General features: G+C 68.9%; 25 protein-coding genes, 1 tRNA gene and 3 pseudogenes. 12 read left to right on the top strand and 17 right to left on the bottom strand.

Annotation, left to right across the window (positions count from 1 at the left end; genetic code table 11):
* The 3 genes from IH68_RS0104805 to IH68_RS0104795 form a co-directional block, all read right to left on the bottom strand.
* Nucleotides 1–312 carry a hypothetical protein gene (locus tag IH68_RS0104805; protein WP_030928811.1) on the bottom strand — a complete coding sequence of 104 codons (312 nt, stop codon included), beginning with the start codon at nt 310–312 and terminating at the stop codon, nt 1–3.
* Nucleotides 313–322: 10 nt separating this feature from the next.
* Nucleotides 323–970 (bottom strand): TetR/AcrR family transcriptional regulator, encoded by a 648-nt coding sequence (locus IH68_RS0104800; RefSeq protein WP_030928808.1) that lies wholly within the window; start codon nt 968–970, stop codon nt 323–325.
* A gap of 141 nt (nt 971–1,111) precedes the next feature.
* Entirely contained in the window at nt 1,112–2,050 is a 939-nt protein-coding gene (locus tag IH68_RS0104795; protein ID WP_030928805.1) for an AurF N-oxygenase family protein, read from the bottom strand.
* A 127-nt stretch (nt 2,051–2,177) separates the two neighbouring features.
* Here IH68_RS0104795 and IH68_RS0104790 point away from each other — a divergent pair, with 127 nt between their 5' ends.
* The 3 genes from IH68_RS0104790 to IH68_RS0104780 all read left to right on the top strand — a co-directional run bounded on the left by IH68_RS0104790 (nt 2,178) and on the right by IH68_RS0104780 (nt 4,870).
* A complete protein-coding gene (locus IH68_RS0104790; RefSeq protein ID WP_030928802.1) occupies nt 2,178–3,287 on the top strand; it encodes a ferritin-like domain-containing protein in 1,110 nt (369 codons plus the stop codon).
* A 30-nt stretch (nt 3,288–3,317) separates the two neighbouring features.
* Nucleotides 3,318–4,163, top strand: a complete 846-nt coding sequence (locus tag IH68_RS0104785; RefSeq protein ID WP_030928800.1) for a hypothetical protein — start codon at nt 3,318–3,320, stop codon at nt 4,161–4,163.
* Between the two features lie 107 nt (nt 4,164–4,270).
* Nucleotides 4,271–4,870: a Uma2 family endonuclease gene (locus IH68_RS0104780; protein ID WP_030928797.1), complete on the top strand. Its 600-nt coding sequence runs from the start codon at nt 4,271–4,273 to the stop codon at nt 4,868–4,870.
* Here IH68_RS0104780 and IH68_RS0104775 read toward each other — a convergent pair.
* Nucleotides 4,867–5,376 (bottom strand): DUF3291 domain-containing protein, encoded by a 510-nt coding sequence (locus IH68_RS0104775; RefSeq protein WP_030928793.1) that lies wholly within the window; start codon nt 5,374–5,376, stop codon nt 4,867–4,869. The two genes, IH68_RS0104780 and IH68_RS0104775, sit on opposite strands and share 4 nt — an antisense overlap.
* A 60-nt stretch (nt 5,377–5,436) precedes the next feature.
* On the opposite strand from IH68_RS0104775, the gene IH68_RS0104770 reads away from it, so the two are divergent.
* The gene (locus tag IH68_RS0104770) at nt 5,437–5,865 is read left to right on the top strand and encodes an ATP-binding protein (RefSeq protein WP_030928791.1); all 429 of its coding nucleotides are present in this window, start codon (nt 5,437–5,439) and stop codon (nt 5,863–5,865) included.
* Here the strand turns inward: IH68_RS0104770 and IH68_RS0104765 are convergent.
* The 6 genes from IH68_RS0104765 to IH68_RS0104740 all read right to left on the bottom strand — a co-directional run bounded on the left by IH68_RS0104765 (nt 5,848) and on the right by IH68_RS0104740 (nt 11,944).
* On the bottom strand, nt 5,848–7,323 hold the full coding sequence (locus IH68_RS0104765; RefSeq protein ID WP_030928788.1) for a penicillin-binding transpeptidase domain-containing protein: 1,476 nt from the start codon (nt 7,321–7,323) through the stop codon (nt 5,848–5,850). The genes IH68_RS0104770 and IH68_RS0104765 overlap by 18 nt on opposite strands.
* Nucleotides 7,323–8,702, bottom strand: coding sequence for an FtsW/RodA/SpoVE family cell cycle protein (locus IH68_RS0104760; protein WP_030928785.1), 1,380 nt, complete (start codon nt 8,700–8,702; stop codon nt 7,323–7,325). Before IH68_RS0104760 ends, IH68_RS0104765 begins: the two co-directional genes overlap by 1 nt.
* A 43-nt stretch (nt 8,703–8,745) precedes the next feature.
* Nucleotides 8,746–9,135 carry an SH3 domain-containing protein gene (locus tag IH68_RS0104755; RefSeq protein ID WP_030928782.1) on the bottom strand — a complete coding sequence of 130 codons (390 nt, stop codon included), beginning with the start codon at nt 9,133–9,135 and terminating at the stop codon, nt 8,746–8,748.
* Between the two features lie 245 nt (nt 9,136–9,380).
* The gene (locus IH68_RS0104750; protein ID WP_030928779.1) at nt 9,381–10,628 is read right to left on the bottom strand and encodes a sensor histidine kinase; all 1,248 of its coding nucleotides are present in this window, start codon (nt 10,626–10,628) and stop codon (nt 9,381–9,383) included.
* On the bottom strand, nt 10,625–11,368 hold the full coding sequence (locus IH68_RS0104745) for a hypothetical protein (protein WP_030928775.1): 744 nt from the start codon (nt 11,366–11,368) through the stop codon (nt 10,625–10,627). Before IH68_RS0104745 ends, IH68_RS0104750 begins: the two co-directional genes overlap by 4 nt.
* A gap of 69 nt (nt 11,369–11,437) precedes the next feature.
* Entirely contained in the window at nt 11,438–11,944 is a 507-nt protein-coding gene (locus IH68_RS0104740) for a protein-tyrosine phosphatase family protein (RefSeq protein ID WP_030928772.1), read from the bottom strand.
* A gap of 110 nt (nt 11,945–12,054) precedes the next feature.
* On the opposite strand from IH68_RS0104740, the gene IH68_RS0104735 reads away from it, so the two are divergent.
* On the top strand, nt 12,055–12,858 hold the full coding sequence (locus IH68_RS0104735; RefSeq protein ID WP_030928769.1) for a nuclease-related domain-containing protein: 804 nt from the start codon (nt 12,055–12,057) through the stop codon (nt 12,856–12,858).
* Between the two features lie 107 nt (nt 12,859–12,965).
* Here IH68_RS0104735 and ligD read toward each other — a convergent pair whose 3' ends face one another.
* On the bottom strand, nt 12,966–13,847 hold the full coding sequence (ligD, locus tag IH68_RS0104730; RefSeq protein ID WP_030928765.1) for a non-homologous end-joining DNA ligase: 882 nt from the start codon (nt 13,845–13,847) through the stop codon (nt 12,966–12,968).
* Between the two features lie 72 nt (nt 13,848–13,919).
* Between ligD and IH68_RS0104725 the strand changes: the two genes are divergently transcribed.
* A complete protein-coding gene (locus IH68_RS0104725) occupies nt 13,920–14,945 on the top strand; it encodes a Ku protein (protein WP_030928762.1) in 1,026 nt (341 codons plus the stop codon).
* Nucleotides 14,946–15,192: 247 nt separating this feature from the next.
* On the opposite strand, the pseudogene IH68_RS0104720 reads toward IH68_RS0104725, so the two are convergent.
* A pseudogene (locus IH68_RS0104720) lies at nt 15,193–15,381 on the bottom strand (helix-turn-helix domain-containing protein); the annotation flags it as partial.
* 312 nt (nt 15,382–15,693) lie between these two features.
* Here IH68_RS0104720 and IH68_RS0104715 point away from each other — a divergent pair.
* On the top strand, nt 15,694–17,559 hold the full coding sequence (locus IH68_RS0104715) for a polymorphic toxin-type HINT domain-containing protein (protein ID WP_051833211.1): 1,866 nt from the start codon (nt 15,694–15,696) through the stop codon (nt 17,557–17,559).
* On the top strand, nt 17,556–17,903 hold the full coding sequence (locus IH68_RS56985) for a hypothetical protein (protein ID WP_030928753.1): 348 nt from the start codon (nt 17,556–17,558) through the stop codon (nt 17,901–17,903). Before IH68_RS0104715 ends, IH68_RS56985 begins: the two co-directional genes overlap by 4 nt.
* 43 nt (nt 17,904–17,946) lie before the next feature.
* Here the strand turns inward: IH68_RS56985 and IH68_RS57815 are convergent.
* Nucleotides 17,947–18,102 (bottom strand): annotated as a pseudogene (locus IH68_RS57815) (transposase); the annotation flags it as partial.
* 153 nt (nt 18,103–18,255) lie between these two features.
* On the opposite strand from IH68_RS57815, the gene IH68_RS55040 reads away from it, so the two are divergent.
* Both IH68_RS55040 and IH68_RS56280 read left to right on the top strand, forming a co-directional pair.
* Nucleotides 18,256–18,387, top strand: a complete 132-nt coding sequence (locus IH68_RS55040) for a hypothetical protein (protein ID WP_324607663.1) — start codon at nt 18,256–18,258, stop codon at nt 18,385–18,387.
* A 98-nt stretch (nt 18,388–18,485) separates the two neighbouring features.
* The gene (locus IH68_RS56280; RefSeq protein WP_159403642.1) at nt 18,486–18,908 is read left to right on the top strand and encodes a hypothetical protein; all 423 of its coding nucleotides are present in this window, start codon (nt 18,486–18,488) and stop codon (nt 18,906–18,908) included.
* Between the two features lie 313 nt (nt 18,909–19,221).
* Here IH68_RS56280 and IH68_RS56275 read toward each other — a convergent pair.
* Nucleotides 19,222–19,285, bottom strand: a tRNA-Arg gene (locus tag IH68_RS56275).
* 112 nt (nt 19,286–19,397) lie between these two features.
* Between IH68_RS56275 and IH68_RS0104695 the strand changes: the two are divergent.
* Nucleotides 19,398–20,039: pseudogene (locus tag IH68_RS0104695) on the top strand (transposase family protein); the annotation flags it as partial.
* 133 nt (nt 20,040–20,172) lie between these two features.
* Here IH68_RS0104695 and IH68_RS0104690 read toward each other — a convergent pair.
* Genes IH68_RS0104690 through IH68_RS0104680 form a run of 3 tightly spaced genes read right to left on the bottom strand, consistent with a single transcriptional unit; the run spans nt 20,173 to nt 22,950 of the window.
* Nucleotides 20,173–21,609, bottom strand: coding sequence for an MFS transporter (locus IH68_RS0104690; RefSeq protein ID WP_051833206.1), 1,437 nt, complete (start codon nt 21,607–21,609; stop codon nt 20,173–20,175).
* Between the two features lie 13 nt (nt 21,610–21,622).
* Nucleotides 21,623–22,444: an alpha/beta fold hydrolase gene (locus IH68_RS0104685; RefSeq protein WP_037884572.1), complete on the bottom strand. Its 822-nt coding sequence runs from the start codon at nt 22,442–22,444 to the stop codon at nt 21,623–21,625.
* Between the two features lie 47 nt (nt 22,445–22,491).
* A complete protein-coding gene (locus IH68_RS0104680; RefSeq protein ID WP_030928739.1) occupies nt 22,492–22,950 on the bottom strand; it encodes a cupin domain-containing protein in 459 nt (152 codons plus the stop codon).
* 161 nt (nt 22,951–23,111) lie between these two features.
* On the opposite strand from IH68_RS0104680, the gene IH68_RS0104675 reads away from it, so the two are divergent.
* On the top strand, nt 23,112–23,735 hold the full coding sequence (locus IH68_RS0104675) for a TetR/AcrR family transcriptional regulator (RefSeq protein ID WP_037884571.1): 624 nt from the start codon (nt 23,112–23,114) through the stop codon (nt 23,733–23,735).
* Nucleotides 23,736–24,198 lie beyond the last annotated feature (463 nt).

The following is a 24,198-nucleotide window of genomic DNA, read 5'->3' as shown; positions in this document are numbered from 1 at the left end:
TCACCCGTCGGTGTCGTCCGGCTTGCGGTTCGGCGTGGCGTCTGGATCGGCGTCCGGCTTGGACCACGGCCACTTCAGCCTGTCGGCCTTGCCGGTGGGGTCGTACTCGTACTTCCACCCCTGCGGGATGCCGAGCCGCTTGCTGTGGCCGCGCGGGACGCGCCGGTAGACGAGCACGGTGGGCGAGCCTCCGGCGGCGTCCGGTACGGGGATGCGGTACGTCTTGGGCGGGTGCCCGGTGGGGCCCACGAGGACGGGCAGTACGCGGCCGTCCATCGGCCCGCCCTCGAACGGTGTCTCTTCGCTCTTCACGGCACCAGTCTCAGACATCCTCGGCCAGCGCCTGCACCAGCGCGGCGGTCTGCGGGTCCCGGGCCGCGGTCACCGAGAGGACGGCCACGAACTGCTCGACCAGCCAGTCCCGCAGTTCGTCGAGCGGCGGCCGCTTGTCCTCGTCGAGCCAGATCAGGGAGGCCGCCTCGACCGCGGTGATCCACATCCGCACGGTCATCCGCAGCAGCAGCCCGGGGTCCGTGACCTCCAGATGTCTCAGGATGTGCTCGGCGGCGGCCCTCCGCACCCCGTCCACGATGGCGGTCGTCCGGGACGTCTCGACCACGCTGCCGCCCTGCAGCAGCGCGCTGAACCCGGCGTCGTGCTGGTCGACGAACGCGAGGTACCGGTCCAGGGCCCGGGCCAATCGGGCGAGAAGGGGGCCTTCGAGGGCCTCGTCGAAGCACTGCTGGAGCTCTTCGGCGGCCGACCTGAGCGCAGCCTCGTAGAGCTGCTGCTTTCCGCCCGGGAAGTACCGGTACACCAACGGCCGCGACACCCCGGCGGCCCCCGCCACGTCATCGAGGGAGACGTCCTCGGGGGCGCGGTGCGCGAAGAGGTTCAGCGCGGCGTCGAGCAGCTGGCTGCGCCGCTCCTCGACACTGAGACGGCGGTACGCCGGCGCGGCAGGGGTCATGGGTTGCAGCGTAGTCGGCGGCTGCGGGTGCGTCGTGGCTGGTCGCGCCCACGCGGCGGAGCCGCATATCAGACACGGCCCCGCGCCCTTTAGGGGCGCGGGGAACTGCGCGAGCAACCCCCACCGGCGCGCACCCTGCACTCAAGCCAGCAGCCCCGAGCTCTTCCACAGCCGTCGGCCGACACCCCGCAGCACCCCGATGTCATCCAGGAAATCAGTCAACCGCTTCGCCCCGGTCTGCATGACCTCCCGCCGATGCCCGCTGCCGCGCACCTGCTCCATCGCCTCGCGCTTGTCCAGCCCGACGTTCGTGTACACCTCGGGGTTGACGAAGGCGACGGAAAACACCCGCGCGAACTCACCGGACGTCACCCTGGTGAACTCCTGCGACCACCGCGGCGCGGTGACCATCTGCCGCCGCAGCTCCTCCCGCGCGTACCGCACATGCCGGGCCTCCTCCACGACATGGATCCGCGTGACCCCCCTGATCAGCGGCTGCACCCGCTCGTCCGGAAACGTCAGCCGCTGCATCCAGTCGAGAACCTCCTCACCGAGGAGCGTGGCCGTGAAGGACCCGGGAGTGGTCGAGATCGTCTTGAACAGCCGCCCCAGGTTCTGGTGCACCCGGGCCACCGGGTACCACGGCGCGTCCCCGCGCGAGATCAGCCGCGCGAACATCTTCGAGTGCCGGCACTCGTCCTCGATCTCGGTGAGCGCGTACCGCACATGCGCGCTCGTGGCCGCCTTGTCGTAGATGTGCCGGACGAGTAGCTGCATGAGAATGAGCTCGAACCAGATCCCGAGGGAGGCCAGCGCCGCGGCCTCGTGCTGCGACAGCAGGATCCGCTGCTCCTCGCCCATCCGCTTCCACAGGGGCGTGTCGTACAGCGACACCAGCTCCGGCGGCCAGAACCACTTGCCCTCCTCGAAGGGCGCGTCCCAGTCCAGTTCCCTGTCGGGGTCGAAGGAGTGCTTGGCGGAGGAGGCGAGGAGCCGTTCGGCCACCTGTTCGCGGTCCTTGAGCAGCCCGAGCGCGTCGCGCAGACCGTCCAGCGCGTCGGCTTCCGTCAGGGTCGTCATCGTTCTCCCACCTCTGTTACCCGGGGTCACATCCTCCACCGCTTATGAGACTGCTTGTCAGCAAGCTCGTCAATCCCCTGCGCGCGACTTGTTGACCCGGCGTCTACCACGTGTGAGCCTGCGAGGCATGCCGACTTACGACCTGTACGCCATGGACTCGGGAGATCCTCTCTGGCAGGTGCCGGCGACCGGCGCGGCCCGCTTCAGCTGGGAGTACGACGACGGCCGCGACCGCCTGCTCGCCCTGTACCAGAAGGGCAAGGACAAGCAGTGGGACGGCCAGAAGCGGATCGACTGGGATCTCGAAGTCGATCCGTACGACCCCCTCGGCACCCCCGACGAGTCGATGTCGCTGTACGGCACCAAGCACTGGGCCAAGATGACCGACAAGGACAAGGGCGAGCTGCGCAAGCACTACGCCTCCTGGCAGTTCAGCCAGTTCCTGCACGGCGAGCAGGGCGCGATGATCTGCGCGGCCCGGATCGTGGAGTCGGTCCCCGACTTGGACGCGAAGTTCTACTCGGCGACCCAGACCATGGACGAGGCACGGCACGCGGAGATCTACGGCCGCTTCCTGCACGAGAAGATCGGGATGCTCTACCCGATCAACGACAACCTCCAGTCGCTGCTCGGCGACACCCTCCGCGACAGCCGCTGGGACATGCCCTACCTCGGCATGCAGGTCCTCATCGAGGGCCTGGCCCTGGCCGCCTTCGGCATGATCCGCGACACCACCGACAAGCCGCTGCCCAAGCAGATCCTCGCCTACGTCATGCAGGACGAGGCCCGGCATGTGGCCTTCGGCCGGATGGCGCTGCGCGACTACTACAAGCAGCTCACCGACGCCGAACTGCGCGAACGCGAGGAGTTCGTCATCGAGGGCTGCTATCTCATGCGGGACCGGCTGCGCGGGGTCGAGGTCCTGGAGAACTTCGGGATCCCGACGGCCGAGGCGGAGCAGTACAGCGAGCAGTCCGAATTCCTCGCGCTGTTCCGGCAGTTGCTGTTCTCCCGCATCGTCCCCTGCGTCAAGGACATCGGCCTGTGGGGCAAGCGGCTGCAGCAGGCGTACGTCGACATGGGCGTGTTCGAGATGGGCGACTCGAACCTGGACCTGTTGATGGCCCAGGACGAGGAGATCGCGGAGCAACTGGACGCGGAACGGTTCGCGGTGGAGGAGCGGGAGCGGGTCGCGGAGGTGGAGGAGGCGATCGAGGCGGGGGCCGCCGAGGCGTGACGGATCACGCGCATGCAGTAGCGTTCTGACGTGTCCACGCCTCAAGGCCCGTACGGGCCGCAGAACCCCTACGGCCAGCCGCCGCAGGATCCCTACGCAGCCGGCCCGAATGCTCAGCAGCCGTATGGCCTGCCACTCGCACCGCAGCCGCAGCCGCCGTACGGAACCCCGTATGCCCAGACCCCGTACCCCCAGCAGCAGCCCTACGGCTGGGGTGTTCCGCCGATGTCGCCGCCTCCGGCGAAGCGGCGGACCGGGTTGGTGTTCGGCATCGTCGGCGGAGTCGTCGCCATGATCGCGGTGGTGCTCTTCGCGGGTTCGAAGATGGCGAACAGCGGCTTCCCGGAGGCCGAGTACGAGCTCTCGCTGCCCAAGACGCTGGAGAACGGCCGTTACCGACTCACCAAGGACCTCTCCGACTCCGAGGGGCGAAAGCTCCAGGACCAGGCGGCCGGGGCCTGGGACGGCAAGCTCGACGGGGTCGTGGTCGGGCACTACGGCCTGGGCGGTGACCAGGCGAAGGGCACACTCGCGGTGACGGGCATGTATGGCCGGTTCAAGTACCCCGACTCGATCCGGAACGGGATGATGAAGGGTGGAGGGGACGGCGAGGGCGCCAGGGTGGCCGTAGGGCCGAAGGACTTCCACCCGGACGGCTCCGACGGCCTCACGATCACCTGCGAGGTCGGGACCCAGACGCCGCTCGGCACGGAGGTGACGGTCACCATCTGCGGGTGGGCGGACGACAACACGAGCGGGTCGATGGCCGAGGCCACGGCCGCCACCAGGACCCGGAACCCGGCCGACGTGGACCTGAACAAGGCGGCCGTGGCGACCCTCCAGGTCCGCTCGGAGATGCGGAAGGCGATCGAATGACGTGAGCGTCAACCGTGCGCTCGGCTGTCACTCGCGGGAGGGGCGATCTGGCGTTCTGCCTGGGTAGGCTGGCCGTGCCTGCCAGGCTCCACCGCATGGGAGTGATCATGAGCGCCGCACGCGAGTACGGGCTGGACGAGGACTATGAGTGGGCCCGTCCGCCGGAGGGTGGCTGGACCGCGGACGACCTTGATGAGCTTCCCAACCTTCCTCCGCACACGGAGCTGATCGATGGGAGCCTCGTCTTCGTGAGTCCGCAGACCAATTTCCACTCACGTGCGATCCGTCTGTTGGACAACACCCTGCTGGGTCAGGTCCCGGATGAGCTGGATGTCATCCGCGAGATGACCATCAAGCTCAACAAGCGCAATCGACCGGAACCCGATGTCCTGGTGTTCCGTGCGGGGGCTGACACGGGGCCGAAGCAGACTTGGTATCGCCCGGAAGACGTCGTGATCGCCGTCGAGGTCGTCTCGGAGGACTCCGAGGACCGTGATCGGGAGGTCAAGCCGCGAAAGTACGCCGAGGCAGGCATTCCGCACTACTGGCGTGTCGAGGAGAACGAGGGGCTTCCGGTGGTCTACGTCTACGAACTCGACCCCGCGACCCAGGCCTATGGCCTGACCGGCATCTTCCACGACAAGCTCAAGCTGACCGTCCCGTTCCGCATCGATATCGACCTCACCGCGATCAACCGCCGCCGCTAGACCGAGCACCCCAGATCCTCTGGGACCGCCAGTGACACCGGCTCCGCCCCCTGGGCCGGGAACGACGTCCGCAGTGTGAAGGCATACGGCGTGGGCCCGTTCGCCCGCAGGTGCAGCAGGCGTTCCTCCGCTTCCGCCACCGTCGGGCGGTGGCCGGACGGGACCCACCACAGGGCCACCATGGCCTCCTCCACCCGCTCGAAGAACTCCCGGCGGCGGGCCAGCATCTCGCGGTGGCGGCCCTGGTACATGTACGCGGTCAGGGCGTTGCTGTCCCGCCACACCGACATGTTGATGATCAGCCACTCGTCGCCGAAGACCGCGATGTCCGTCGCGTCGCCCTCGTCGGACTGGAGCCGCCAGACGAATCCGTCCGCCGTGTCGGCGTCGGCGTTCACGGGGTCGAGGTTGTCGACGAAGTCCTTCAACTGCGGTGAATCCAGCGGGGCTTTGAGGCGTCCGATGTTGACCTGGGCGAGTTGGTACGCGGCATCGGGTGTCGTCATGGACCGAACGATAGGTCGGGAAGGCCGCGCGATCCCAGACCCCGTCTCAGCATGTGAGCAATGTCCGCCTTTCACCAGCGGGTCGCCGCCGTCGACCTCGAACAGGGCCGCATCCGCGGTCACGCCGTCGCCGAACTCTCCCATCTGCTCGCCGAGTTGGTGGAGAACGCCCTGATGTTCAGCCCGCCCAGGCAGCCGGTCGAGATCTACGGCTGGGGGGACGGCGCCGAGTACTGCCTCGCCGTCGTCGACCGGGGGATCGGCATGACACGGGAACGGATGGCGCAGGCCAACTCCCTGCTCACCGGCCGGGGCGGCGCCCTGCTCACGGCCCCCACCCGCTTTCTCGGCCATCATGTCGTCGGCGCCCTCGCGGCCCGCCTGGGCGCACACGTCGAACTGCGCCCCACCCAGGGCGCGGGCGTCACCGCATACGTCGCCCTGCCGGCCAAGCTGGTGCAGGAGCAGCCGTCAACTGCCGTTGTCTGAGGACGAGTTCAGCACCGCCTGCATCACGTCCCGGGCGATCGGCGCGGCCACCCCGCCCCCGGTGATGTCCCCGCGCTCCGCCGACGCGTCCTCCACCACCACGGCCACCGCGACCTTCGGCACCACCTCGCGCTCGCTCTGCGCCCAGGACACGAACCAGGCGTACGGCATACCGGCATTGCCGAGCCCGTGCTGTGCGGTGCCGGTCTTGCCGCCGACGATCGCGCCCGGGATCGCGGCGTTCGTGCCGGTGCCGTCCGTCACGACGTCCTCCATCAGCTGCTTCATGACGTCGGCGGTCTCCGGCCGCATCGCCTGGCGCACCGGGCGCGAGCCCGCAGTGGTCATCGTGGCGCCGTTGCCCGTGGTCGTCCGCTCCACCAGATACGGCGCGCGCACCTGCCCGGCGTTCGCCACGGCCGCCGCCACCATCGCCATCTGCAACGGCGTGGCCCGCGTGTTGTACTGCCCGATCGACGACAGCGCGAGCTGCGCCCGGTCGACGGAGGTGTCGAAGGTGCTCGGCGCCACGGAGAAGGGGATCCGCAGCCGGGTGTCGTTGAAGCCGAAGGCCTTCGCCGCGGCCCCCATGCGCTTCACCCCCACATCCACACCGAGCTTCGCGAACACCGTGTTGCAGGACCACGCGAAGGCCTCCCGCAGCGGGGCGTCCTCGCAGCCGTCGCCCTCGTTCATCAGCATGGTCGTGGTACCCGGCAGCCGGTACGGGTCCGGCGAATCGGTCGGCCGGTCGATGTCCAGGACCATGCCGGAGTCCAGCGCGGCCGCCGCGGTGACCACCTTGAACGTCGAACCCGGCGGATACGTCTGCCGCACCGCCCGGTTGAGCATCGGCTTGTCCGGATCGTCGTTCAGCCGCGTCCAGGACCGCTCCGTAGCCGCGGCGTTCCCGGACAGCACGGCCGGGTCGTACGACGGGCTCGACACCAGCGCCAGCACCCGCCCCGTCGCCGGCTCGATCGCCGCCACGGCACCCCTGCGCCCGTCGAGTCCCTCGTACGCCGCCCGCTGCGCCGCCCGGTTGAGGGTCGTCACGACGTTGCCGCCCCGGCCCAGGGCGCGCGTGAGGTCACCCACCAGGGGGAACGGCGAGAGCATCGGGTCGGTGCCGGACAGCACGGAGTCCCCGGTGTGCTCCAGCAGCGTGGTGCCGTACACCTGTGAGGCGAAGCCGGTGACGGGCGCGTACAACGGGCCGTCCGTGTACGTCCGTTCGTAGCGGAGCTGCTCGCCGGAGTCCCGGGAGCCGGTGACGCTCTGCCCGCCGACCAGGATGTTGCCGCGCGGCCGCTCGTAACGGGCGATGGTGGCACGGCGGTTGGCGGGATTGTCGTCGAAGGACCTGGCGCTGAAGATCTGGATGCGGACTGCGTTGACCAGGAGCGCGACGAGAAGGAGGGCGCAGAAGAACGCGGCGTGCCGGATGTGCTTCGCCATCAGGGCGCCACCTCCCCGTCGTACTGACGCCGTGCCGAGTGGCTCACCCGGATCAGCAGCGCCACGATCGCCCAGTTGGTGACCAGTGACGAACCGCCCTGCGCGAGAAACGGCATCGCCATGCCGGTCAGCGGGATCAGCCCGGTCACACCGCCCGCGATCACGAACACCTGCAGCGCCACGATCGAGGCCAGCCCGACCGCCAGCAGCCGGCCGAAGGGGTCGCGCAGGGCGAGGCCGGCCCGGTAGCCGCGCTCCACGAGGAGGCCGTAGAGGATGAAGAGCGCGGACAGGCCTGCCAGGCCCAGTTCCTCCCCGGCCGTCGCGAGAATGAAGTCGGACTTCGTCGCGAAGCCGATGAGGATCGCATGGCCGAGGCCCAGGCCGGTGCCGAGGACTCCGCCCGCCGCGAAGGCGAACAGCGACTGCGCGACCTGATTGGGGCCCTGCCCCGCCTCGATCGTCGCGAAGGGATGCAGCCAGTCCTGGACCCGGCTGTTCACATGCGGTTCCAGCCAGCCGACGGCCACCGCGCCCGCGGCGGCCAGCAGCAGGCCGACGGCGATCCAGCCGGTGCGGCCGGTGGCGACGTACAGCAGGACCACGAACAGGCCGAAGAACAGCAGCGAGGTGCCGAGGTCGCGCTCCAGCACCAGCACGCCAACGCTCAGCAGCCAGATGGCGAGGATCGGACCGAGCACCCGGCCCGTGGGCAGCTGGATCCTCCGGAACCGCCAGACCTGACGCCCGGTGTACGCGAGTGCGCTGCGGTTGGCCGCCAGATACGCAGCGAAGAACACCGCCAGCAGCACTTTCGCGAACTCGCCCGGCTGGATGGAGAATCCGGCGATCCGCACCCAGATGCGGGCGCCGTTCACGGCCGGGAAGAGGATCGGGAGCGCAAGCAGGAAGAGCGCGGCGACGACCCAGACATACGCGTACCGCTGGAGCACCCGGTAGTCCCGGAGCATCAGCACGAGCACGATGAACAGGGTCACGCCCAGCGTGGACCACACGAGTTGGGCGGGAGCGGCATGGTCGTGGGGGGTTTCCAGGTCGAGCCGGTGGATGAGCACCAGACCGATGCCGTTGAGCAGCACACCGATGGGCAGCAGCAGCGGGTCGGCATACGGCGCCCGCATCCGCACCGCCCAGTGGGCGAGCAGCGCGAGCACGCCGAGCCCGGCGCCGTAACCGGCGGCGCCGGGCGGGACGGTGCCGTTCCTGGCGAGGCCCACGGCGCAGTAGCCGTACACACAGAGCAGTACGGCGACGACGATGAGGGCGAGTTCGATGCCACGGCGCCGGGGCAGGCGGGTCACGGGAGCGGGAGTGTCCGGGGTCTCCGCCTGTGCCACGGTGGGTCCGGCGTTGGTCATGTCCGGAACCTACCCAAATAGTCGGTCTTGTGATCTCAGTGCCTCAGCACCAGCGCGGTTCGCGGCCGGTGACCTCGATGAAGCGGGCCGCGCCCCACGCCCAGGTGCCGTCCGGGAGGAGGTACCAGAGGTTGTTGCCGTCGACGCTCTGGCCCGGGGTCTTGCAGAAGATGGAGACCACGTCGCCCTCGTGGGCCACCCGGATCACCTGGCTGCCTCGGTTCGGCGCACTGCGCAGAAACAGCGTGCGCGCGATGACGACGCCCTGCGCGAGCCGGTCGTGGTGGTGGTCGTCCCCCTGGCCGAAGCCGGGGTCCCCGCCACCGTCGCCCCATTCGTCGTCCGCGAGGGCGGGGGAGACGGCTGCAGAGCTGACGAGAGCACAGGCGGCGGTGGCGGTGGCCAGGCGTATGAGGGTGGAGCGCAGGGACATGGGGGATACCTCCATGAACGGGGGCGAAGCTGACTATTCGCCACATGCCAGCCACATTAGGAGGAGGGGGCAGGGGCCGCCCGTCGTGCTGGTCCATAGGAGCGGGGCCGGCAGGAGCGCCCCGTCAGGGGCGCGGGGCCCCGCCGCGTCAGCGGCTGATGTCACAGCCGATTTGCGGCTCCGCCGCGTGGGCGCGATCAACCCCCACAAGCCGCGGCCAAAGAACGACCTGCAGCCCCGAGCTCTCAGCCCCCCGAACCAAGCGTCAGAATCGCCACCGCCCCACCATCCACCGCATTCGCAAACTCAAGCCGCGCCCCCAACACTTCGGCCTGTCCGACCGCAATGGTCAACCCAAGCCCGTGCCCCTTGGCACCGCCCTCCGTGCGGAACCGCTGCGGCCCATGCTCAAGGAGATAGTCCGGGTACCCGTCCCCGTGATCCCGCACGGTCACGACCGCCCCGTCCACTGTCAGAGACACCGGCGCCCGCCCGTGCTTGTGCGCATTCGCGACCAGATTCCCCAGCACCCGTTCCAGCCGCCGCCGGTCCGTCTCCACGCGGGCGTCCCTCAGGACGACGACCTCCGTGTCGGTCCCCGACGCCCGCACCACGCGTGTCGCCAGCGCACCCAGTTCCTCCGCGTCCAGCTCCAGCCGCTCCCGCCCGGTGTCCAGCCGGGAGATCTCCAGCAGGTCCTCGGTGAGCGTGCGCAGCGCGGCCACCCGGTCCCGCACCAGCTCCGTCGGCCGGCTCGGCGGCAGCAGCTCGGCCGCCGCGTGCAGCCCGGTCAGCGGGGTGCGCAGCTCGTGCGCCACGTCCGCGGTGAACCGCTGCTCGCTCAGCAGCTTGCCCTGCAGCGAGGCCGCCATGGAGTCCAGCGCGGCGGCGACGGCGGCCACCTCGTCCTGGGGGTGCGTCGGATCCTTCGTACGGGGGTCGTCGACGCGCGCGTCCAGGTCGCCGCCGCTGATCCGTCGGGCCACCTGCGCCGTGGCGTGCAGCCGCCGCGTCACCCGGGTCACCGCGAACGCGCCCACCAGCAGCGTCACCGTGATCGCCAGGCCCGAGGACCACAGGATCGCCCGGTCGAGCCCGGCGATCGTGCGGGACTGCTGCGAGTAGTCGACCTCGACGGCGAGCGCCCTCTTCCGGTCCGCGGGACCCGCCGCCCACATCGTGGGATGCCCGTGGTGCTCGGAGACCATCGTGCCGCGGTCCCCGTCCACCGCCAGCCTCCGCAGTGCCATCGGCAGCCCCGGAGGGTCGACGCCCGCGCCCGGCAGCAGCGAGTCCCCGGCCTCGTACGCCTTCGTCGCGTCCGTCAGGCGCGACAGTGCGAGGTCGCGGGCCTGGCCGACGGTCTGGTTCGTCACCGAGACATGCACGAGCACGCCGAGCAGCGCGGCGAGCGCACAGCACATCACGGCGATGAAGACGGCGGCCTTGAGGGCCAGCGTGCCGGCCCACTGGGGGAGCGCGAGCCTCGTCATGGGGTCGCCGAGGGGGACGGGGAGACTGAGGGCGACGCGGACGGCGTTGCATTGGGGCTCGTCAGGCGCTCGCGTTTGCCGATGTGCAGCATCTCGTCGTGGGTCAGCAGCATGACCTGCTGGTTCGGGTCCCAGGTCCACTGGAAGCGGTACTCGTAGTCGGCGAGATCGGAGGGCGCGTGGATGATCACGGAACGCCCGGCCAGCTCTACGCCGCTCACCGCGTCGTTGTTGGACATCACCTGGACCACCCGGCCCGCCTCCACGGTGTACACGCGCACGGCCGTCTGGTTGCCGGGCAGCAGCCGGAAGCCCAGCGTCAGGTCGGCGCGCCCGTCGCCGGTGATGTCCCGGTAGTACGCCTTGAGCAGCGGACACTTCGGGTTCGCCGGCTGCTTGCCGCAGTACGCCATGCGGCGGGCCGTCTCGCGGTACGGCGCCTTGGAGCCGGAGTAGTCGTCCGGATGCTGGGACATCTCGGCCCTGACGACGGCCACCGGATCCACCTTGCGGATGTCGTCGCCCGGAGCGGTGATCCCCTTCATGGCCTCGGACTCGCCGTTGTCGTAGTTCCAGGCAGGGCTGGCCGCGGGGCTCAGACTCGGCCACAGCTTGGCCGGGCTGGTCGCGGTCGGGGTCGACCCGGCGCCCTGCAGCCCGCCCGCGTCACCGCAGCCCGCCGCCAGCAGGGCGAGGACGGCAGTGGCGAGCGCTGTACAAGCGGCGCGAGTGCGGAGCACTGTACTCCTGTGGCTGAGAACGATCGGTGACCCGGTACACCCTATTCGTCCGGCGAAACGATTACCTCGCTACTCGGCCAGCTCCTCCAGCAGCCGGGCCGTGGACAGCCCGGCCCGCAGATAGTCCACGAACAGCTCGTTGTGCAGCGCCCAGGGCGAGCGGCGGGACCGTATCAGCCGTATCGCCTCCTCGGTGGCGTGCCCCCGGCGGACCAGGGCGTGCGCGACGACCAGCCCGGAGCGGTTGTACCCGTGGTAACAGCGGACGAGGACCTTTTGGCCCTCGTCCAGTGCCTCGCCCGCGGCCTGCGCCAGGCGCATCACACCCGCGAGCTGGGTGCCGTCCAGCGGCCCGTCCGGTATCGCCCACACATGGTGCTCCACACCGGGGTCGGGCCCGTGCCCCGGCAGTCTCAGCAGGGTCTGTACGAGATCGAACTCGCCCCGCACGACAGCGAACTCCAGTTGCCCGGTGTGACCCCTGAACTCGTGCCCGCCCATCCACAGTCCGGGCACTATCTCACTCCATGGACTGTCCGGAGCCGGTACGTCGGGCTGCTTCCTGCGGGTACGCAATCACGCCTCCCCAAGCGCCGCTTCCGTGGAGCCCAACTCCTCTTCAAAGGTAGCCGGGTTCTTGCCCGGGGAGCACCCCGCCTGTTCCCATGGTCAAGGGGTGATGGTGCATGACCGGACTGCGTGTCGTACCGTCCTGGCGGCACGGCCAGGAGCGGCTCTACGTATGCCTCACGGACGGGCGGAACGTCGCCTGGTACGACAGGGAGGCTGCCAGGGTCAACCTGCTCAGCGAGGACGAGAGGGAGGGCGTGCTGCAGGCTCTGGGCCCCTTCCTCACCGGCCCGGTGACCGTCGGCCCGCCGCCGGTCCCGACCCCGGCCGAGCTGGCCAGGCTCTCCCTCCCTCCGGACGACGACCTGGCGCCCAACCGCCCCGGCGAGGCGCTGCTGGTCGCCCTCGACCGGGAACCCGGCCCGCCGCACCGGCTGCGTCCGGACCCGCGCCGCCGGGCGCTGGCCGCGGAACAGACGGTCGGCGAGGCCCTGGACCGCCTCGACGGCGCGGGCTGGCACGCCCTGCACTCGATCCCGCTGCCCGGCGGCGACCGCATCCACCACCTGGCGATCGGCCCGGGCGGCCTGTTCGCCGTCCACACGGTGTACGCCCGCAAGCAGAAGGTGACGGTCGCCGACCCCATGGTCACCCTGGGCCGCCGCGAACCCCACCCCCTGCTGCGCCGCGTCCGCGCGGACGCCGACCGGGCCTCGTACGCGCTGACGGCCGAGGTCCACCCGGTCCTGGCCCTCGCGGAGCCCGCGGACGTCACGATCCCGGCCCCCCTCCGCGAGGTCCGCGTCCTGAAGGACACGGAACTGGAGGGCCTGGCCCGCCTCGGCGGCGTCCTCAAGCCGGCGGATGTGGAGGCGTTGCACGCGATGGCGCGGGACAGGGGGACGTGGAGGCGAGTGTGACGGCTGCCTTACTCAGCCCGTCCGGCGTTTGAGGACGAGGCCGTTCAGGCCGAAGGGGGTCTGGGGGCGCAGCCCCCCAGGGACGGTCACCCCCGAGGCCGGAGGCCTCACGGCAGCGGCGCCGCGCCGGCGGGATCGAGCAGCGGGGCGAGCAGATCGCCGTAGTCCTGCAGGCGGGGCGCGAGATCCGGCGCCTGGAAGGTGAGCTGCGCAGCAGACCCGCACTCCTCGACCTCGCTCCAGGTGACCGGCGCGGAGACGGTGGGCTCGGGCCGGGCGCGCAGGGTGTAGGGCGTGGCGGTGGTCTTCCGGGCGGCGTTCTGACTCCAGTCGACGAAGACCTTCCCTGGCCTGAGGCTTCGGGTCATCCGGTGCAGGGCGAGCCGGGGCATGGCCCGCTCGGCCTCGACCGCGAGCTGCTTGGCGTACTCGCTCACCTGCTCGGACGGGGTGGGCCGTACCGCTGCGAGCAGGTGCAGCCCCTTGGACCCGGAGGTCTTGGCGAAGGCGTCGATGCGGTCGGCCGCGAGCCGTTCCCGCAGCCAGAGGGCGACCTGACAGCAGTCGACGACGGACGCGGGCGCCCCCGGATCGAGATCGAAGACGATCCGGTCGGCGACGCCGGCGTCCTGGACGACCCACTGAGGCGTATGGAACTCGGTGACGAGATTCGCGGCCCACATCAGGCTCGCAAGATCCTGTACGAGCACCATCCGCGCAGGTCCCTCCATCCGCGGCACCTCGGCGGTGGTGACCCAGTCGGGCGTACCGGGGGGCACGTTCTTGGCAAAGAACACCTGCCCGTCCGGCCCGTCGGGATACCGCAGGAAGGAGACGGGCCGGTCACGGAGGTGGGGGAGCAGGTGGTCGGCGGTGGTGGCGTAGTAGTGCAGCACCTCACCCTTGGTGAACCCGGTCGCGGGATACAGCACCTTCTCGAGGTTGCTGAGCGCGAGCCGTCTCCCCTCCACCTCTGTGATCGGCGTCATACGATGAGAATCTCACGCAAACCGCGATGAAACTGCGTGAACTCTGCAAATGGATCAAAACAGACCGAAAGGGTGCTGCACGTGCGATCCATATGGAACGGCGCCATCTCGTTCGGCCTGGTCAGCATCCCGATCAAGCTGGTGAACGCCACCGAGAGCCACTCGATCTCCTTCCGCCAGATCCATGTGGAGGACGGCGGCCGCATCCGCTACCGCAAGGTCTGCGAACTGGAGGACAAGGAGGTGAGCGGCGCGGAGATCGGCAAGGGCTACGAGGACGCGGACGGCACGATCATCCCGATCACGGACGAGGACCTGGCCCACCTGCCGCTCCCCACGGCGAAGACGATCGAGATCGTGGCGTTCGTTCCGGCGGACAGCATCGACCCCCTCCAGATGGACGCGGCGTACTACCTCGCCGCGGGAGGCGCCCCGGCCGCAAAGCCGTACATCCTCCTGCGCGAGGCCCTGAAACGCAGCAACAAGATCGCGATCGCCAAGTACGCCCTGCGCGGCAGGGAACGGCTGGGCATGCTGCGGGTGGTGGAGGACGCCATCGCCATGCACGGCCTCCTGTGGCCGGACGAGGTCCGCGCCCCCGAAGGCGTGGCCCCCGACGCAAAGGTCAGCATCAATGACAAGGAACTCGACCTGGCGGACGCCTTGATGGACACCCTGGGCGGGATCGAACTCGACGAACTCCACGACGAGTACCGCGAGGCGCTCGAGGAGGTCGTGGCGGCGAAGGCGGCCGGCGAGGCACCACCGGAGGCCCCGGAACCGGCGAAGGGCGGCAAGGTCCTGGACCTCATGGCAGCACTGGAGAAGAGCGTGAAGGCCGCCAAGGAGTCGCGCGGCGAGGAGGAGCCGGCAGAGGTCAGACGCCTCCCGGCCCGTCGAACGGCCCCGAAGCAGCCCAGCGGAAAGAAGTCGACGTCCACGGCCAAGAAGACAACCGCGAAGAAGACGACGGCGTCGGCCTCAGCAAAGAAGTCGACGGCGAAATCGACGCAGGGCGCGAAGAAGACGGCGGCGAAAACAACCACAGCAAAGAAGACCACCGCCAAGAAGACAACGTCCCGCAAACGCACGGCCTGACACCGCCCGATGGATCCAATGAGTACGATGACCGGCCCAGGCAGCGAGAGCGGTCGTGCCAACCACGGAGTCGATCGCCTGTTTGTGACCGTTTGCTGTGCGCCTGAGCTGCCGCGCGAGTCCGACTAAAGGCGATCCACTAAGGGCGCACCTGGGATGCGTGATGCTTCATACTCCGGCGGTTGCCTACATGCGAAGACCCCGCACTCAGCCCATCCGTTGGTCACGGGGTCTTCAGGCACCTCACAAGCGCCCGCGGACCGCCCTTGTCCCAGGACCGCCGCCACCGCTGGACGGAACGGACGCCGACCCGTAACTCCTTCGCGATCGCCGAACTCGGCTCACCCCGGGCGAACTGCTCGGCCGCCCTCAACCTAATCCCCTCGCGGAACTGTCGGCACTCGTCCGACAGACCACTGCCCTGCGCGTACTTCACAACAGGCGGCGTACCGCGAGGACCAAGCCCTGTCACCGGCTACGACAACCCGAGTTCAAGCTCGGTAAGTGTTGTGGAGGGTTGCGTCTGGCAGGAAGGTCACCCAAGCCCGGCAGAGCCGTCCGCCCTCTCCGGTCCGCGCGCTCATCGCCGCCCGAGTACGACTCTTGCGCCGGCCGCCGTGAGGATTTCCGTCCCTGTTACAGTGCTCACGACCATCTGACTACCGGTCAGTAGCTAAGTTGCCTTTCCGGCACGGGGAATCAAAGCCGATGCGCCGACCGATATTCGCGCGCGCCGGTCAAGGAATACATGCACAACAATTTCAGATCAAGGATCGCGGCGTTCTTCGTCGCCCTGGCCGTCGCCTTCACGGGCTGCGTGGGTTCCGCGGCCAGTGCCCAGGCCGCGGAGCAGGGCCGGGTGGAAAGGCTCGCGGAGATCGTCCGCAAGGTGGCCCAGTACGCGAACTGCGACCGTCTGCCGCTGCTTGAACGGCCGGCGTGCCTGAAGCAGTTCGCGGGCAAGGCCATCGCGCTGGGCGTCGGTGTAGGGGTGTTCCTCTACACCGCGCAGGACGCCATGAAGGACCACGGAGCGAGCTTCAAGGACCTCGACAAGAACATCAAGGGCATCGAAGCCCTCAAGCCGCTGGATCTCGTGGATCCCAGCAAGTCGCCGGACCCCGCGGAGCAGCTGAAGCTTCTGGAAAAGGCCGTCCAGACCTTCAAGAGCGCCCGGCCGCACCTGGACAAGCTCGGGGAGAACCTGGCCAAGGCGGACTCCCTGCTCGGGGACCAGAACGACTCCCTGCTCGCCCTCACCTTCCTGACCGTCGCGCTGGGCGAGTACTTCCCCGAGCAGAAGAAGTACCCGGAGGCGAAGCCGGTCTTCGACTTCGAGAAAGAGCTGAACGAGCTCAACGAGACGCTCGACCAGATCAACGCGGGTTTCGCCAAGATGAACCGCGGCCTGGACACGATGAATTCGGGCGTCCGCGATGTCAACAAGGGCCTGGCCGAGGCCAACAAGGGCATCGACAAGGCCAACAAGGGCATGAAGGAGCTCAACGAGGGAATCCGCCAGGCCAACAAGGGAGTCGACGAGGCGAACAAGCACGTACCCGGCATCAAGAAGGGCGCGGAGAAACTCCGCGACATGTCGGGGCTCGACTTCGACTTCTCCGGCCTCGGGGACACCTGGGCCTCCGGAAAGTCCCTCCTGGACGACGCCGAGCAGCAGCGGAGGATGTCACTGCTGCTGGACCTGCTGCCCGGGGTCGGCGACGGCAAGGGCGTAGTCGAGGCGCTCGTCGGCAAGGACCTGGCCACCGGTCAGAAGCTGACCACCGAAGAACGCCTGCTCGGCGGTGTGTCCGTGCTGAGCTGGCTGCGGACCGGCGACCGGCTGCTCACGGCGGACGAGATACGCAAGGCCCGCAAGGGTGAACAGGTCGTCACCTGCAACAGCTTCCCCGACGGCACCAGGGTGCTGATGGCGGACGGCTCCCAGGTGCCCATCGAACAGGTCCAGGAAGGGGATCGCGTCCTGGCCGCCGATCCCGACACCGGCCGCCGGCAGCCCGAGCCGGTCACGGATCTGATCACCGGTCAGGGCGAGAAGAACCTCGTCGACGTCACGGTGCAGACCGACCAAGGGCCCGCCACGGTCACGGCCACGGACGAGCACCCGTTCTGGGTGGACGACCTCGGAGCCTGGGCGACCGCGGACCAGTTGCGACCGGGAGCCTGGCTCCGGACCAGCGCGGGTACCCGGGTGCAGGTCGGCGCGGTGAGGGCCTGGACCGCTTCCGACCAGAGGGTCCGCAACCTCTCCGTCGATGATCTGCACACCTTCTACGTCATGGCCGGCAGCACACCGCTGCTGGTTCACAACACCAACGGCTGCGGCAGGTGGAAGGCCGAGTTCGACGCTCTCCCCAACGGCAAGCAGAGTCATGTGAAGGAGATCTCGACCGCCGCGGAGCTCCGCAAGACCTTCGAGCGGTGGACGAAGGACGCCAAGCGGCTGCCCGCCCGCGGACCGAAGATCCCGGATGTGTACCAGCTCCCCGACGGCACGATCATCCAGTGGCGTGCGTCATCCGCCTCGGGTGGCGAGACCATCGATATCTTCCCCGTCACAGGCAAGGGAAAGAAGGTGCACCTGCCGTCATGAGCACGGAGTTCATCATTGGCGAGCTGCTGGAGGAAGGGCTGGACGACTGGGTGCCCATCGACCGCCTGATCGGGCTCGCACAGGAGACGGCCGAACAGTCCGGCCGCGACTTCCGGGTCGTGGCCGTGGAAGTACTCACCGAGTTGCTGTGCGGTGGGCTGATGGCTGTGGGAGACCTCGGCGGCAGCGGTTTCGAGGCGTGGAGCGGGAGCCCCGAGGCTCTGGTGCGGCGAGTCGTGGCCATGCTCGACGGGTTCGACTGGCGGCCCCAGGGTGGTGCCTGCTGGCTCGCCGACACCAGACAAGGCACCAGCGAGGGGTCCCGCCAGCGCGTGTCTCCTTGATGGGCCGGTCAGTTGATCGGACGTGTCTGTCCGATCGGTGATCCCTCATGAGCAGGCCGTTGAGCTGGTCGAAGACGCCTTCCTTCTGCCAGGCGGCGAAGTGGCCGTAGACCGTCTACCGTCTACCACCTACCACGGTGCGAAGTCGTGCGGCAGATATTCGCCGGATTCCGGTGCGGTCGACGTACAGGATGGCGTCGTTGTGGGAGCAGGATCGAGCCGCTGATGCCGGCCGATCCAGTTCGCGTGCGGCGGTGGGCCGACCGCCGCCGCACAGCACGCGCTCGGCTCGGCCTCCCGTACCAGGCGCCGCCGGCAGGGATGGCTGAACGCCGGAGACCCGATCGCTGAGGTGGCCCGTCGTGTTGGCAACTCTCCCGAGGTGATGCACCGCCGCTACCACGGCTGCATTGACGGCCACGAGGAAGCGGCCAATGCGAAGATCACAAAGGCGTTGGAGGAGGACGGGGACATGACCCAATAGGCGGGGCAACCAATATCCGGCAGTTAATCCGCATCGACGAAAAGCGGATGCCTCGATTCTGGTAGCGAACTGATTGAGTTACCCCGATCCTGCTGCACATGGCTAGATCGCCGGAGGACTCACATCCTCAACCGTCTCCCGTACCACCCCAAAACCCAGAAGCCTCAAACGGCACTCAGGTGTCTGGTGGTGGCACTCGTCAGGGACGCGACGTAGTTTCCCTCGTGTGCGTCGCTTGCTCGCTGATCACCGCCACCGTTTTTTCGGTGCCTATTTCCTTAGCGATGTGGCGCGGTGATCCCTGGATCATAGAAATATTTGAGCGGCATTTTGCTGCAACGATCGGCCTTCCTCTCGCTGCAATGCTCGCCTTCATCCTTGTCGTCCTGCTGGAAGCTCGTTTCGACAGGGTTGAAATGAAATTCTTCGGGATCGTTGAATTCAAGGGAGCCTCAGGGCCCATTGTCCTATGGGCGTTCTGCTTCCTCGTCATGGCGATATCTATTGGCATGCTGTGGTGATGAATCGGTATTCTCGGCGACTTTCCGGGCGCCACGCATAGCGCCGGCAGTCGCGATCAATGATCAGCCCACGGTCTCCGGCGATGGGCGCTGCCATCCCTCATCCAACAGCTTCACCTCATACGGATGGCACGACAGGCCGGTGCCCCATGGTTGACGAGTGTGCCGGACGTGGGTCGCGTGTATCGCAGATGGTGCGCGAACAGCGAGAGACAACGAGAAAGAGCGGAAGTCAGTGAGACTGACTCCCGCTCTCTCATGTCGGCATTCGCACTGGTCAAAGCCTGATTCTTGCTGGCTGACCGGCGAGTGCCCCCGGCAGGATTCGAACCTGCGCACACGGCTCCGGAGGCCGTCCGATTCCCGCATGTTTTCGCAGGTCAGCACCTTACCTGACGTTCTGTCAGGCCCGCCGTCCCGCGTATGTCCCGCGGAAATGAAATGGCCTATTTGCTCGCCTTGTCCGGACCATTCCCTGTGGCGGCCGGCGAGCGTGCGGTGATCGCTCTCGCGTACCTGCGCCGACACGACCCCCTGGCTCAACTCGCCGCCGGTTTCCGTATCTCCGTCGGCACCGCCCACGCATACGTCAACACCGTCGTCGAGCACCTGGCCGACAAGGCGCCGGGCCTGCTGAAGGTCCTGCGCGAGACAGACCCCGACTATGTTCTCGTGGACGGCACACTCGCCGAGTGCGACCGGGTCGGCGACGGGCGCGCGGACTACTCGACGAAGCACAAACGGCACGGTGTGAACGTGCAGGTCATCACGGATCCGGCCGGTCGTACGCTGTGGCTCTCACCCGCCCTGCCCGGCCGAACGCACAGCCTGACCGCCGCCCGCACCCACAAGATCATCAGGATCTGCGAGCGCCAGGGCGTCCCCGTCCTCGCCGACATGGCCTACATCGGCGCGGGCGAGTGGGTCACCACTCCCAAACGCCGGCCGCCCCAGGGCGAACTCACCCCGACCGAGCAGACGGCCAACCGGGCCTTGTCCGCGGCCCGCGCACCCGTCGAACGCGGAATCGCCCGCCTTGAATCCTGGCGAATCTTCCGCAGAGCCCGATGCAGCCCCAACCGCATGACGTCAATCGCCAAGGCTGTCCTCACCCTGGAGCGGCACCGCTGAAAGAGCTCATTGATCGCCTGGACGAACGAACCCACGCACAGGGTCTTCGCTCCACTTCCCCAGGACATCGTCAATTACATCAAGATCGTCTCTTGGCGCTTCTTCGATGTTGGGAATCTTCGGAGGGCTCCAGTCAAGAGTTCCGCCGAGGCCGACGACTTGATACTGGAGTGATCCATCGTCCGTTGCGCGCGCGCAACGAGCCGTGGTCCCCGGCGACGTCGGAAGCGTGCACGGTGAACGTGCTCAGGATCAGGACGGCCAGTCCGCAGCCGGTGATGATCCACCAGGGTGCGGGGCGGACGCCGGCGGCGATCGCGGCGCCGATGACCGCGATGCCGAGGGAGGAACCGATCTGGCGGCTGGTCGCGGCGACCGCTGCGGCCACCCCGGCCTGGGCGCGCGGCAGGCCGGAGACGGCTGTGTTCGTGATGGGTGCGTTGACGAAGCCGAAGCCGAGCCCGAACAGGGCGTAGGTGAGGGACAGCAGGGCGTACGAGGGGTGGGTGGAGCGGGTGGTCAGGACGGCCAGCAGCCCGCTCGCCGTGATGCCCGTGCCCGCGAGGAGGAGCGGGATGCGCGGGCCTCGGCTGGCCACGATCCGCCCGGACAGCGGCGGGCAGATCAGGGAGAGCACCGCCATCGGGAGCAGGTGCAGCCCGGTGGACAGCGCGCTGAGGCCCAACTGCCGCTGCAGGTAGAGGGTGTTGGCGAACAGGAAACCGCCCAGTGCCGCGAAGGCGAAGACCGCCGTCGCCGTGGCCGCGCTGAAGGGTGCGCTGCGGAAGAGACGCGGGTCGATGAGGGGTTCGGTGCGCCGGTTCTCGTACGGGATGAACCAGGCCAGCGCGCCCGCCGCCGCGACCAGGCAGGCCGCGATGGGCGGTGAGGTCCAGCCCTCGTCGGGGGCCTCGATGATGGCGTACGTCAGGGTGGCGAGCAGGGTGATGACGAGGAGCTGTCCCACCGGGTCGGGCCGGAGGGCCCGGGGGGCGCGGGACTCGGGGACGTATCGCACGGTGAGCGCGAGGGCCGCCAGGCCGATCGGGATGTTCAGCCAGAAGACCGAGCGCCAGCCCGCCGTCTGGACCAGGAGGCCGCCGAGGATCGGTCCCGCCGCCATGCTGATCCCGACCACCCCGCCCCACACGCCGATGGCCCGTGCCCGCTCCCGCGGCTCGGTGAAGGTGTTGGCGAGGATGGCCATCGCGACCGGGGTGAGCATGCAGCCGCCGAGCGCCTGCACCGTCCGGAAGGCCACCAGCCACTCGAGTGTCGGAGCCAGGCTGCACAGCGCGGACCCGGCGGTGAACAACGCCAGGCCGAGCTGGAAGATGCGCCGCCGTCCGACGCGGTCGGCCGTGGAGCCGGCCAGCGTCAGGAACGAGGCGAGCACGATGGTGTAGGCGTCGAGGGTCCATTGCAGGCCGGAGACCGGGGAGTCGAGGTCGTCCTGCATCGAGGGCAGCGCGACGTTGAGGATGGTGGCGTCGAGGCTGACCAGCAGGACGCTCATGCAGCAGATGGTCAGGACGAGCAACTTCTGCCGTCTGCCCCCGGGTTCGGACATGACCTGCTCCCGTTCAGTGGGTCGGGCGGTTGGTGGCGTGCGCGTCCGCGAAGTCCCAGAGCACGGGCAGGAATTCGGCCGGCGTCTCGACCTGCGGCATGTGACCGGTGCCGGGCAGCAGCTCGAACCGGGCGCCCGGGATGGCGGCGGCCCAGGCCCGGCCGTAGTCGGCGTCGACGACCTGGTCACTCTCGCCCCAGGCGACAAGCGTCGGGTGGGTGACCTTGGCCAGACGCTCGAGCAGGGTCGGGTCGGCCATGGCGTGCGGGCCGGAGTAGACCTCCAGCGCGGCCCGGTTGGCGGCCATGACCGCGCGCTGGGCGTCGGAGAGCGCGCTGGGGTCGAAGCGGAACTTCGAGGGGTCGTGGAAGGAGAGCCGGGCCAGTTCGACGGGGGAAAGGGGGAAGGTGTCCGCGACGGGGTGGCCGGGGACCTGGATGCCCACGGCGTTGACGAGGACGACGCTGCTGATCCGGTCGCTGCCGAGTACGGCCAGTTCGGCGGCGATCCAGCCGCCGATCGAGTTGCCGACGACGGTGACGTCCTCCAGGCCGAGGGTGTCGAGCAGTTGTGCGTAGAGCTGGGCGAGGGCGGGGACGTCCGTCAGCCAGGCGGGGCGGACGGTGCCGCCGAAGCCGGGGTGGAGCGGGGTGATGATGCTGGCAGGCCGCTGCTCGGCGAGGAGCCCGGCGAAGGGGGCGACCGTCTGGGGGCCGCCGCCGCCGTGCAGGAGCAGGAAGGGGTGTCCCTCGCCCTGTGACCTGCCCTGGATTTCGACGGTGAGGTCGACGTCGCCCTGGGCGAGGGAGAGGGTGTGGGTGGTGGTGACGGTCATGGAGGTACTCCTCGAGTAGGCGGTTCTGTACGGGGGGTGGGTGGGCGTTACGCGAAGTCGGTGGCCGGGACTGTGGCGTACCGGCTCATCACCTCGATCGTCGACTCCGGGGTCATCTCGCGGCCGCCGGCGACCATGTCGCGCAGGTCGCGGAAGTACTGCACGTACAGGTCCGGTGTGAAGGTGTTGAGCATCACCGCCGGTTCGTCGCCGAGGTTGGCGAAGGTGTGCGGGGCGCCGGGCGGGATCATCGCGAGGGTGCCGGCCGGGGCGGTGTGGGTGGTCTGGCCGATGGTGAAGTGGACGGTGCCGGAGACGACGTAGAAGCCCTCGTCGTGCTGGGCGTGCCGGTGCTGCGGTGGGCCCTCGGTGTGCGGGGCGATGGTGATCTCGCCGATTCCGAGGCGGTGTCCGGTGGTGCTCCCGTCTTCGAGGATGCGGATCCGTGTCGGTCCCAGGTGGATGGTCTCGCCGTCGTCCGGGCCTACCAGGGAGACGTCGTTCATCGCTTTCTCCTTCGGTCCTTGTTGCTCAACGCTCGCGAGAGCGAGCTCTCACGAAAGAGGACAGTAGAGGGTTGACCCTCAACGTGCAAGTGAACTCTCATAAAGAGGGTTGGCAGTGATAAGCTGACCCGGGACTTACGGGCAGGATCGGGGACACATCGATGGCGACACAGACCGGGACCAGTGCGGGCGTGAGCACCGGCCGCAGCAACCAGAAGATGCGCACGCGCACCGCGATCGTCGATGCCGCCCGCGAACTCATCGGCACCGGCGGCGAAGTGACCATGCCCGCGATCGCGCGGGCTGCCCTGGTGTCGGAGGCCACCGCCTACCGCTACTTCCCCGATCTTCCCTCGCTGGTCAGCGAGGCCCTGGCGGGCGTCTGGCCACCCCCCGCCGAGGCGCTCGCGCCGGTCGCGGACTCGGCCGACCCCGTAGAACGCATCGCCTTCGCCTGCGAGTTCCTGCTCCGCGGCATCCTCGCCCGCCAGGGAGCGGTGCGCGCCATGATCTCGGCGACCATCACCCGGCCCGAGACGGTGACCAACCGCCCCGGGGTCCGTTTCGGGCTCATCGACCACGCACTCCTCCCCCTGGAGGACACGCTCGCAGCGGCCGATCCCGAGGCGTTCGCCCAGCTCAAGCGCGACCTCGCCGTGGTCGTCGGCGCGGAGGCGCTGTTCACGCTCACCGATCTGTGCGGGCTCGGGCCGGACGAGGCGGTCGACAGCGCCGTACGGACGGCGCGGAGGCTCACGGAGGCCGCCGTGCGGGAGAGGTCGTAGCCACCGCGGGTGGCGTTACGTCCCGCAGAACCGCCCGTCGATCAGGACGTTCCGGGCCTGCTCGGTGGAGCGGCCGGAAGCGCCGTCGCCCTCGTTTCCAGGACCACGACCCGGCGGTCGTCGGCGCTGATGCCGTTCCGAGTGGTGTAGCCGGGGAGGTCGCCGACGTGGCTATAGTACGAGCCGCCGCAGGTCAGCGAGAAGCTCATCAGGCCGAGGCCATAGCGCGCCGGGCCATACGGGATCCAGTTCCGTGGCGCGCACGGTCGTGTTCATCTCCGCCAGTTGGGCGGGGTGCAGGAGTCGGCCGCCCCGGAGCGCCTGGTAGAGGCGGTCAGGTCGGCGGTCGTGCTGAGGGAGCCGTCACGTGGTCCTGGCCCTGATCGGCCCTCTCATCGCCACCCGCGCGCCCCTTACGAGCCCACAAACCGGCGCGATGCCGGAGGCGACCGGCACCCCGTGA

Source organism: Streptomyces sp. NRRL S-646 (genome assembly GCF_000720765.1).
In the GTDB taxonomy this organism is placed as follows: Bacteria; Actinomycetota; Actinomycetes; order Streptomycetales; family Streptomycetaceae; genus Streptomyces.
The sequence above is the reverse complement of the archived record's forward strand: the minus strand, read 5'-3'. Positions and strand labels throughout refer to the sequence as shown.